This is a genomic window from Deinococcus malanensis, from assembly GCF_014647655.1.
Classification (GTDB): Bacteria; Deinococcota; Deinococci; order Deinococcales; family Deinococcaceae; genus Deinococcus; species Deinococcus malanensis.
Map to the genome: position 1 here is coordinate 18,687 of NZ_BMPP01000025.1, position 9,771 is coordinate 28,457.

Below are 9,771 nucleotides of genomic sequence, written 5' to 3' on the forward strand. Positions count from 1 at the left end.
CTGTAAAACTTTGTAACTTCACACAACACACAGACCGGTTCTCCACCCATCGCCTGGACCACGGCAGCTCTGGCGAGACCGCCCCGTTGCAGAGGGCGAGTCTGCAAGGTATCGACAGGAGGTCTGAACCGTTGCCGGAGGCTTTTACCCATTGTGCAACTGCTCGTGCCCCAAGGCTCTGGACGACATGACCCCCAGTCTCCTTGCTTTTGGCATTCACGCATTACAATCCTTGGGTGTCCCGGCCGCCGGAGGAACTTGCAGATGACGTGTTCAGCGCGCACCCCAGTGTGTTTGAGGCTGTCTTCGCGCACTCTCCGTGCGCCATGGCGGCGCTTGATTCATCATTTCGCATCGTGTCGGCCAATCCGGCGCTGGCAGAACTGACAGGGCAGTCCCTTGACAACTGTGCGGGCAAGCTCCTGCCGGATATCGTCGGTTTCCTGCCAGCCTCCGTGCTGGAGGCCTACCAGCAGGCCCTGCGGGAGGGCACGTCCCAGCGGGACCTGACGTTCCAGGTGGGTCAGTCTCCGCAACACTTGTTCACGACGACAGCCATCCCTTTTGGGGGTACGGACTCGGGCAGTACCGGATTAATAGTCATGCTGGGACCGGCACCGGGCGGCCCGGGCCGGTCTGGGGGCAGCAGCGAACGACTCGCCAGTCTGAGCGCTGCCCTTGCGCTGGCCCTGACCGAGGGTGACGTCAGCCGCGTCATCCTGGAACACGTGGGACCTCTGCTCGGAGCCTATGGTGGCGCCCTGATCCAGGTGCTGGACGAACAGGCACTCTACATGGTGGGGTCTTTCGGCTACCCCTCGTCAATCGAGGACACCTGGCGGCAGTTTCCTGGTGACCCCGGCTACCCCGTCGTGCAGGCCATCCGCGACAGGCAGCCTGTCTTCGCCACCGTGGAAGAGCTTCCGGAGCGTTTCCCTGCCATCGTTCCACTGTTGCAGCCACACACCCGCGCAGTGGCAGCCCTGCCGCTGATCGCTGAGGACCGCGTCCTGTCGGCGCTTACGCTGTCATTTCAGGATGAGCATGCCATCGGCGCAGAGGACCAGGGTCTTCTGCTTGAGGTGGCCCGGCTCTGCGCGGGGGCCATGAACCGCGCGCGCCGCTACGACACCGAACACCAGGCACGTGAACGGGCCGGGGTGCTGGCCGACGCCAGCTCGCTGCTTTCTGCGTCGCTGGACGTCCGGAAGACGCTCGAACGCATCACCGCACTTGCCATCGAGCACGTGGCGGACTGGTGTTCGGTGTATCAACCCGACGAGACGGGCCGGATGTGGCCGGTGGTGGTCGCCCACGAGGATCCGCAGAAGGTGGAGCTGCTCCGCTCGTTCCTGAACCGTTTCCCCTCTGATCCGGCGGTCTACGGGACCAGTGCCTGGGTTATGCACACGGGCGAATCGGTAATGATTCCGGTGATTCCGAGAGCCATGGTGGACTCGCTGCCCACACAAGAGCAGCGCGACGCCCTCCGCGACCTCGGCTTCCATTCGCTGATTCTGGTCCCGATGACCGTCCACGGACAGCGCATCGGCGTACTGGGGGTGGCCACCACGCACCCGTCCAGGACCTTCGGGCAGGACGACCTTGAACTGGCCCGGCAGCTGGCCCAGCACGCCGCCCTGGCCCTGGACAATGCCACCCGCTACGAAACTTCACAGACCGGGGAGGAGCGCTACCGGTCCCTGGTCGATGCGACCCGCCAGACGGTCTGGACCAATACGCCGGAGGGAAAGCTGCTGGGCGATCAGCCGGGGTGGGCACGCCTGACTGGCCAGGCCCGCGAGGAATACGAGGGATTCGGCTGGGCAGCGGCCCTTCACCCGGACGACCAGGCGAGCTCGGTGGCGGCCTGGCAGCAGGCGGTGACCTCCGCTACTCCGTATGAGATTCATCAGCGCGTCCGGGTCGCAGACGGCAGCTACCGGCACTTTCATGTGCGCGCGGTTCCGGTTCTCGACGAACATGGCGGGATCCGGGAGTGGACAGGCGTTCATACCGATATTACCGAGCAGGTCCGGGCCGAGCAGGACCTGCGTGACCGCGAGGAGCGCTACCGTGTTCTGGTCGACTACGCTGCCGTCGGCGTTGCCCGGGTGACACCCGAAGGACGCTGGCTGGACATCAACCCTGCCGGTGAGGCGCTGCTCGGGTACAGCCGCGCAGAACTGCTCAGCCGGACCTTCCTGGACGTCACGCACCCGGACGACCGCGGACCGGGAGGCACCCAGCCGTTCAGGAACCTCGTGACGGGTGAAACTGACGCCTTCGCGCTGGAAAAACGCTACGTCCGCAAGGACGGGCAGGTGGTGTGGGCGCAGGTCACCGTGTCCGCCGTACGCGATGAGGCTGGCGTCACCCAGTATGCCGTTGCCATCCTGAACGACATCAGCGAACGGAGAAAGGCGGAAGAACGGCTGCGGGCCAGCGAGGAACGCTTCCGGCAGCTGGTCGAATCGAGCCCCACGGGCATCGCGGTCGGGTCACTCGACGGTACCCTCCGGTTTCCGAACAAGGCGTACCTACACATGCTGGGTTTTACCCCGAGCGATTTCGAGTCGGGCCTGGTGAACTGGGCCGACCTGACTCCCGCCGAGTACCGCGACGCAGACGGGAATGCGTTCCGGCAGGCGTTAGAAACGGGAATTTCGGAGCCCTACGAAAAAGAGATGGTGACCCGCGATGGGCAGCGGTTCCCGGTGGGACTGGTGCTGACGCGGTACGAACAGCACGACGAGGCGTTCGTGGTCGGCTACGTGCAGGACCTCACCCTGCAAAAGGAGGCCCAGCGGACCCTGCGCGAGTATGGAGAGGCCCTTGAACGACGGGTCAAGGAACGAACCCATGCCCTCGAGGAGCAGCGGGCAGCCCTGGACGCCTTCGTCCGCTTTACCGAGCTGACCTCGGCCACCACCGGCCTGGACGAACTGACCGGGTATGCCGTGGATGTCCTGCGCGCCACCATCGGGCCGGTCAGTGTGGCGTACTACGTGTGCCAGGACGACCTCTGGAAAGCCGTGACCTGGTCGGAGGACATTCCTGCGGGCGCCCTGGCCATGATCCGGGCCGGTGTGCCGGTCAGCCAGCCCAGTTTTGCGCAGGTGGTTTACGACCGTCAGGCGTTCTACATGGAAGAGTGGGACGCCGGGCGGGAACAGCTCGACGAGTCGCGGATGTACGGCGCCGGGGCGCTGTATCCCTTCTTCGTGGACGGTCAGGCCAGCGGGCTGCTGAACATGGCGTCAACCAGCCGGCGCAACTGGACGCCGCGCGACAAGGCTATTTTCCGGGCGGTGGGACGCAGCTTCGCCCTGGCCCTGGAGCGCCGTGAGCAGACCACACGCCTGGAGTCCCAGAAAGCTGAGCTTGACGTGCGAACACAAGCCCTGGAGCAGGAGCAGGGTTTTATGCAGACCCTGCTCGAAAGCCTGACCGAAGGCATCGTGGCCTGCGACGCCCAGGGCCAGCTCACGGTCTTTAACGACGTGACGCGAACGTTCCACGGGCTGCCGTCCGAGCCTCTCCCCGCTGCCGAGTGGGCCGAGCGCTTCGACCTGTACCGGGAGGACGGTGTTACGCCTCTTCCGACCGAGGAAATTCCGCTGTACCGCGCGTATCTCGGTCAGCGGGTGCGGGACCAGGCCATGGTCATCGCACCGAAGCACGGCCCGAAACGGTGGGTGAATGCCAACGGCAACCCCATGTACAGTACGGCAGGTGAAAAACTCGGGGCGGTGATTGCCATGCAGGACGTCACGGCGCGGCGGCAGGCTGAACAGGACCTCCACCGGGTCAATGCTGAGCTTCAGCGCAGCAACGCTGACCTTGAACATTTTGCTGCGGTCGCCTCACACGACCTGAAGTCGCCCCTGCGGACCGTCAGGAGCTATCTGGAACTCATTGAGCGCCGCTACAGCAGTCAGCTCGACGAGAAAGCCATCCGGTACATCACCTTTGCCGTCGACGCCGCGGCCCGCATGGACATCCTAATCGACGATCTTCTGGCCTACGCGCGGGTGGGCCGCCAGCGGAACATCAGACCCCTTGATCCACGGCCGGTGGTCCAGGAGGTGCTCTCGAGCCTGTCTGCCAGTCTTCAGGAGCGGGGCGCGCTGGTGACCGTTGGTGACCTCTATCCTGTTCTGGCCGACGAGTCCCAGGTGCGTCAGGTGTTCCAGAATCTGATCGGCAACGCCCTGAAATTCCAGCCGCACGGGCGCGTCCCACAGGTGCTGGTGGCTGCCACACGAGAGGGAGACCGGGTGCATTTCCAGGTGCAGGACAACGGCATCGGGATAGCCGAGGAATACTACGAGCGCGTGTTCACTATTTTTCAGCAGCTACACGGGAAAAGCGAGTTCCCTGGCAGTGGCCTCGGTCTGGCAATCGTCCGGAAAATCATTGAGGAACACGAGGGTCGCATCTGGTTGAACTCGGTCGTGGGCGCGGGCACGACCTTCCATTTCACCTTGCCATTCAGTGAGGCGTGAAGGTCAGTACAGTCCAGAACACCGCACGTGCTCATAACGGAGGGCACACGAAAAGTGCTGACCTCACCGGATGCGGAACCGGCCAGGGGGTGTATTGCCCTGCATCACACCTGTTTCAGGACGAGAAACCTCCGGCCGGCCGTCGGAAGCAACGTGGGGGCTACGGCCGTTCGAACGCACCTTCCATAGCTGCCCTGCATGACGTGAAAAGTTGCCGCAACAGGTCGCCCGCCTGAGGTGTCCTGCCACGACGGCACCCTGCCACCCGCTACTCTTCTGCTTCGGCAAGGCGCGCATGCCAGAAACCCAGCGTGTCCTGCACCACCCTGGTGTACTCGTCGAGCCCGGTGGGTTTGGTGATGTAGGCGGTGGCACCAGCCTGAATGCTTTTCTTCGCATCTGCCTCGGCGGTGGACCCGCTGAACACCAGAACCGGCAGGTCCCGAAAGGCAGGGTCCTGCCGAACTTCGGCCAGCACTTCGACAGCACTCTTGCGGGGTGTGTTGCCGTCAAGCAGCATCAGTTGTGGCCGGGAGGCATGCTCATATGGCGGCTGACGCTTCAGATATGCCAGGGCGTCGACCCCGTCCGGAACGACCTGCAGCGAAAGGTCCGGCAGAAAGTCCTCCAGGGCCAGTTCCATAAGCATGACGTCCGCCTGGTTGTCTTCGACCATCAGTACGTTAAACACGGCCACCCTCGAATAGGGATGGAGTAGCCAGGAGAATCGGGTTGACGGCGGTGCCATCACGATGGGGTAACAGGAAGACGGGATTTTGCGTGATAGACCGTGACATGGGGACCTCGGGGAAAAGTCTTGATTTGGGAGTGGCCGTATTCTGGACTGCTAGCGTTTCGGAAGTGTGAATCCGAAGGTGGCACCCTGTCCGGGCGAGCCGGTGGCCATCACTTGGCCTCCGTGCCGGTGAATGATGCGGCGCACGTTCGCCAGTCCGACACCGACTCCCTCAAATTCGTCGTGCCGGTGCAGCCGCTGGAACACCGAGAACAGTTTGTTGCTGTAGCGCGGGTCGAATCCGGCTCCGTTATCGTTGACGAAGACAGCCCAGTCGCGCTCCCGCTCCTGTGCCCAGATCTCAATGACGGCCTCATCCCTGGTCCGGCTGTATTTCAGGGCGTTCGACAGCAGGTTTTCCATCACCTGATGAAGGGTATCTTCGTCGCCCATCACCTGCGGCAGGTTCCGGACCTGCCATTGCACTTTTCGCTCGACCAGATCCGGCTGCAACTCCCGTCTCACACGTTCCACCAGAGTGCCAAGGTCCACGGGTGTGAGCCGCAGAGGCAGCCGTGAGGTGCGCGACAGGTCCAGCATTGCGTCGATCAGGGTATTCATGCGGTGTGCAGCGTCATCGATGACCGTGAGGTAACGCGCTGCTTTCGGATCTGTGTATTCGGCCAGCTGCTTGCGCAGCAGGGTGTTGAAGCTGATGATGTGCCGCACCGGGGTTCGGAGGTCGTGGCTGACGCTGTAGGCGAAGGCTTCAAGTTCCTCGTTCGCGGCTTCGAGCTTGCGGCGTTCCTCGGCGAGGTGGACGACTCCCTGAGCGCTTTCCAGCGCCAGGCCCAGACTATGAACGGTGGTCGTCAGGACGGCCTTGTCCGCCGCACTCCAGGACCGGGGTTCGAAAAGGGCCACGTTGAAAATACCGTGGACCTTCCCGTTGACCATCACCGGGAGTGTGGCAACGGTATGGGGGTGCTGTGCCAATTCGGCGACAACGTCCTGATCGGGGTCATAGCGCTCCTGGAACCAGGGGGTTTTCGTCTCACAGGGGATATCCAGCGTGGGAGTCCGGCCCACCGGAAAACCGGCCTCGACGGCGGCCTGAAGCTGGCCGGACCCGACATTTCCAACCAGGGCCGCGGCGTTCCACCGGCCACCGTGGTGCTGGTAAAAGACCGCGTATCCACCCGGCAACAAGGAGAGAACCAGCTCCATTGACCGGCTCAGCAGGGCGTTTGGCTCGGTTTGCAGGGTGAGGTCATGGGTCAACTCGGCAAAGCCTTCGAGTGCCCGGCTGCGTGCCTCCAGCTCATTGCGCTGATCGAGCATCCGCTGTGCTATCTCCGCACGTTCCAGCGCCAGGGTCAGGCTTCTGCCTACCGAACGGAACACGGCCCGTTCCCGTTCGCTGAGCTCTCCGTCCCGCCGGGTGCCCATCGTCAGGAGCCCCATGGGCCTGTCATCCACAACGCACGGATAGAAGGCCGCGGCGCCGTAGTCCTCCGTCCGCGCGGCACCCTGGACCTCGGCGTCCCACCCCGCCACGAAGACCGGTTCATGGGTTGCCAGGGCTTGCGCATAGCCGGGCGCCGTGACCGGAATGCCTGCAGTCAGAACGGCCACCAGTTCGGGGGCCAGGTCATCGGACCAGACCTGGCACTTCCAGAAACTGTCCTCCAGTGTGGAATAAGCGACCGTCACGTCGCCCAGTGTGGCCTCCAGGACGTCGACGGCGTGGCGTGCGAGCACCAGGACGTCGGTGGTCGTACTGGAGATCTTGCTGAACGCGACAAAGGCGTCCAGGGCTGAAATGGCCTCCTGCGCGGCTTTTGCCGCCGTGATGTCCCGTGACACGACGCTGAGCTGATTGACCTCGCCCTGCTTGTCGTACAGCGGAGACATGGTGATTTCCCACCACTTCGGTGTGCCCTTGAACGTTGCCCGGGCCGCTTCAATCACGGTTCGTTCGCCCCGCCGGGCCCGCTCAAGCGCCGCTTCCACTCTGCCCCGGGTGGGACCGTCCCAGAAGTCGAGCCACAGCACGTTCCGGCACGCGTCGAAATTGTCGATCTCCATGGTGGCCATGCCGCCTGCGTTCATAGAAAGCAGCCGGCTGTCCAGGTCAAGCACCTTGATACAGCTGGTGCTCGCGTCCATCATGCTTTGAAGCTGAGCCCGGTGCTGACGCTCCTGTACGAGGTCGTCGATGTTCACGGCTGTGAACAGCCAGACAGACGCTCCGTCCACCGCCGAGGGTTGCAGCCGCCCGGTCACACGAAACCACCCCGGTCCCTTCCTTAAACTCTGGAACTGAAGCTCCAGCTCGAATGGGACACGCTGGGCCAGTCTGGAGGACACCCCCCGCTGCTGCTCAGGCGTCAACAGGTCCATCAGATCCGGATTTCTCCCCGCGTGGTCCCAGGTCGCAAGCGCCTGCCAGGCCTGATTGCCCCACAGGCTCCGGCCCTGCGCGTCAGCCGTGCAGGCCGGATGGGGAAAGACATCAGAAAGAAGGGCCGCTTCTTCAGCGGGATGATGGAGCATAGGTCAGCATAGGGTTCTTGCGCCCCGAAGTCGTTTTTCCAGCTGTTCACATCACCGTCATAAAGAGTTAAGGACCCTGCGGCGTGCAGCAATGTGCTTGCTCAGGCCCCTTTCCAGCCAGGACCGTTGCTGCGCATTTCAGGTAGAGGGGCCAGAGCGGTCAATGCGGTGCCTCATCACACCGGTGGTTAAGCCCCCACCATGAGATCGGCTTGGACACCATGTGAAGGACCCCCAATCGGGTGGCAGATGTAAGAAATCCAATGAGAGGATCTTTATGACAGGGCGTGAAAGATCAACGTAATCTTCATGAAACTAGTCTTCATGGAAAGGGTGGATCCAGCGCAGCCACCAAAGACCCCGCCTGACCAGAAGCGTCCCAGACGGCGTGCACGGCAGTTCGAGGCGGTCCCCATGGAGCCTAATGAACACACCACACCTGAAGTCCCTCGCTGCCGCCGCCCTCTCCCTGAGCCTCACCCTCGCCGCCTGTGGCTCCACCCCCGCACCCACTGAGACCCCCACCGCCACGCCCACAGCCAGCAGCGAGCAGGCCTGGGTCTCCGGCGAAACCGGCCTGGCCTCGCAGTCGATTGCCGCCGGTACCAACAACCTGACCCGCGTTCCCTGGACCAGTGCCACCAACGGCTGGGGCCCGATCGAGATTGACCGTTCCAATGGAGAGCAGGCAGCCGGTGACGGCCGGACACTGACCCTGCAGGGCAAGACGTACACCAGCGGCTTCGGCACCAACGCCGCGTCGAGCATGACCTTCGACCTCGGCGGGCGCTGCGCGACCTTTACCACCGGCATGGGGATCGATGACGAGGTCGGCAACGCCGGCAGCGTGGTGTTCCAGATCTACGCCGACGGAACGCTGCTGTATGACTCCGGCCGCATGACTGGCAAGAGCCAGACCAAGAACGCCAGCGTGTCGGTGAGCGGCAAGAAGCTGCTGCGTCTGGTGGTGACCGACGCTGGTGACGGCCCGACTTCTGACCATGCTGACTGGGTGTCGCCCACCCTGCTGAGCTGCACCGCCACCACGACAGTGTCGGCCCCCGCACCTTCGGTCAGCGCCGTCAGCGTCACGCCGGACGCCGCGACTGTGGCCACCGGCGCCACGGCCCAGCTGCAGGCCAGCGTGTCTGCCAGTGGCGGGGCGAGCACGGCCGTGACCTGGACGACGAGTGCGGCAGGCGTCGCCACCGTGAGCAGCACCGGACTCGTTACCGCTGTGGCGGCCGGCAGTGCGACCATCACCGCCACCAGCGTCGCGGACTCCACCAAGAAGGCCAGCGCGACCATCACGGTGAGCGCGCCAGCGCTCACCGTGGCCCCCGAGCGCTTCCTGAGCGAGCTGCCCTGGACGAGCAGCACCAACGCCTGGGGTCCGGTGGAGCGCGACATGTCCAACGGTGAGGACCTGGCCGGCGATGGCCGCACCCTGACGCTGCAGGGGGTCACCCATGCCAAAGGTCTGGGCGTGCACGCCGGCTCGACGATCGTCTACCCGCTGGACGGCACCTACTCGAGTTTCAAGGCGGACGTCGGTCTGGACGACGAGGTGGGCGCTCAGGGCAACGCCAGCTTCCAGGTGTGGGTTGATGGCACGCTGCGCTTCGACTCCGGCGAGATGACCGGGGACAGCGCCACACAGAAGCCGTTCGTGGATATCCGGGGCGCACGCGAGCTCAAGCTGGTGGTCAATGCTGGCACCACCCCCGACTTCGACCACGCCGACTGGGCGGGTGCCCGCCTGAGCACCGAACTGGCGCCGGCACCCACGCCGACCCTCGCCCCTGCGCCTTCGACTGGAACCACCACCTACAGTGGGCCGTTGGTGATCAGCAAGGGCGGAACCTATAGCGGCAACTGGGAAAGCCCCGACACCGGTCCAGCCGTGAGCATCCAGACGACCGAGCCGGTGATCATCGAGAACGCGAACATCCGCGGCAAGGGCGTCCTGAT

4 protein-coding genes are annotated in these 9,771 nt (G+C 64.0%); 2 read left to right on the forward strand and 2 right to left on the reverse strand.

All coding sequences use genetic code 11. The annotated features are described in order from the left end of the window. Positions 1-236: 236 nt before the first annotated feature. A complete protein-coding gene (locus tag IEY49_RS19170; RefSeq protein ID WP_229780925.1) occupies positions 237-4,508 on the forward strand; it encodes a PAS domain S-box protein in 4,272 nt (1,423 codons plus the stop codon). Positions 4,509-4,776: 268 nt separating this feature from the next. On the opposite strand, the gene IEY49_RS19175 is transcribed toward IEY49_RS19170, so the two are convergent. Then, complete coding sequence (locus IEY49_RS19175) at positions 4,777-5,199, reverse strand: response regulator (RefSeq protein ID WP_189011715.1); 423 nt, start codon at positions 5,197-5,199, stop codon at positions 4,777-4,779. Positions 5,200-5,355: 156 nt separating this feature from the next. After that, entirely contained in the window at positions 5,356-7,800 is a 2,445-nt protein-coding gene (locus IEY49_RS19180; RefSeq protein WP_189011717.1) for an ATP-binding protein, read from the reverse strand. A gap of 424 nt (positions 7,801-8,224) precedes the next feature. On the opposite strand from IEY49_RS19180, the gene IEY49_RS19185 reads away from it, so the two are divergent. Next, positions 8,225-9,771 (forward strand): NPCBM/NEW2 domain-containing protein (locus IEY49_RS19185; protein ID WP_189011719.1); only part of this gene is annotated, 1,547 nt, incomplete at its 3' end.

Bases quoted from the DNA above. Each gene is read 5' to 3' on its own strand.
- IEY49_RS19180 (WP_189011717.1), bottom strand. From the start codon at position 7,800: ATGCTCCATCATCCCGCTGAAGAAGCGGCCCTTCTTTCTGATGTCTTT.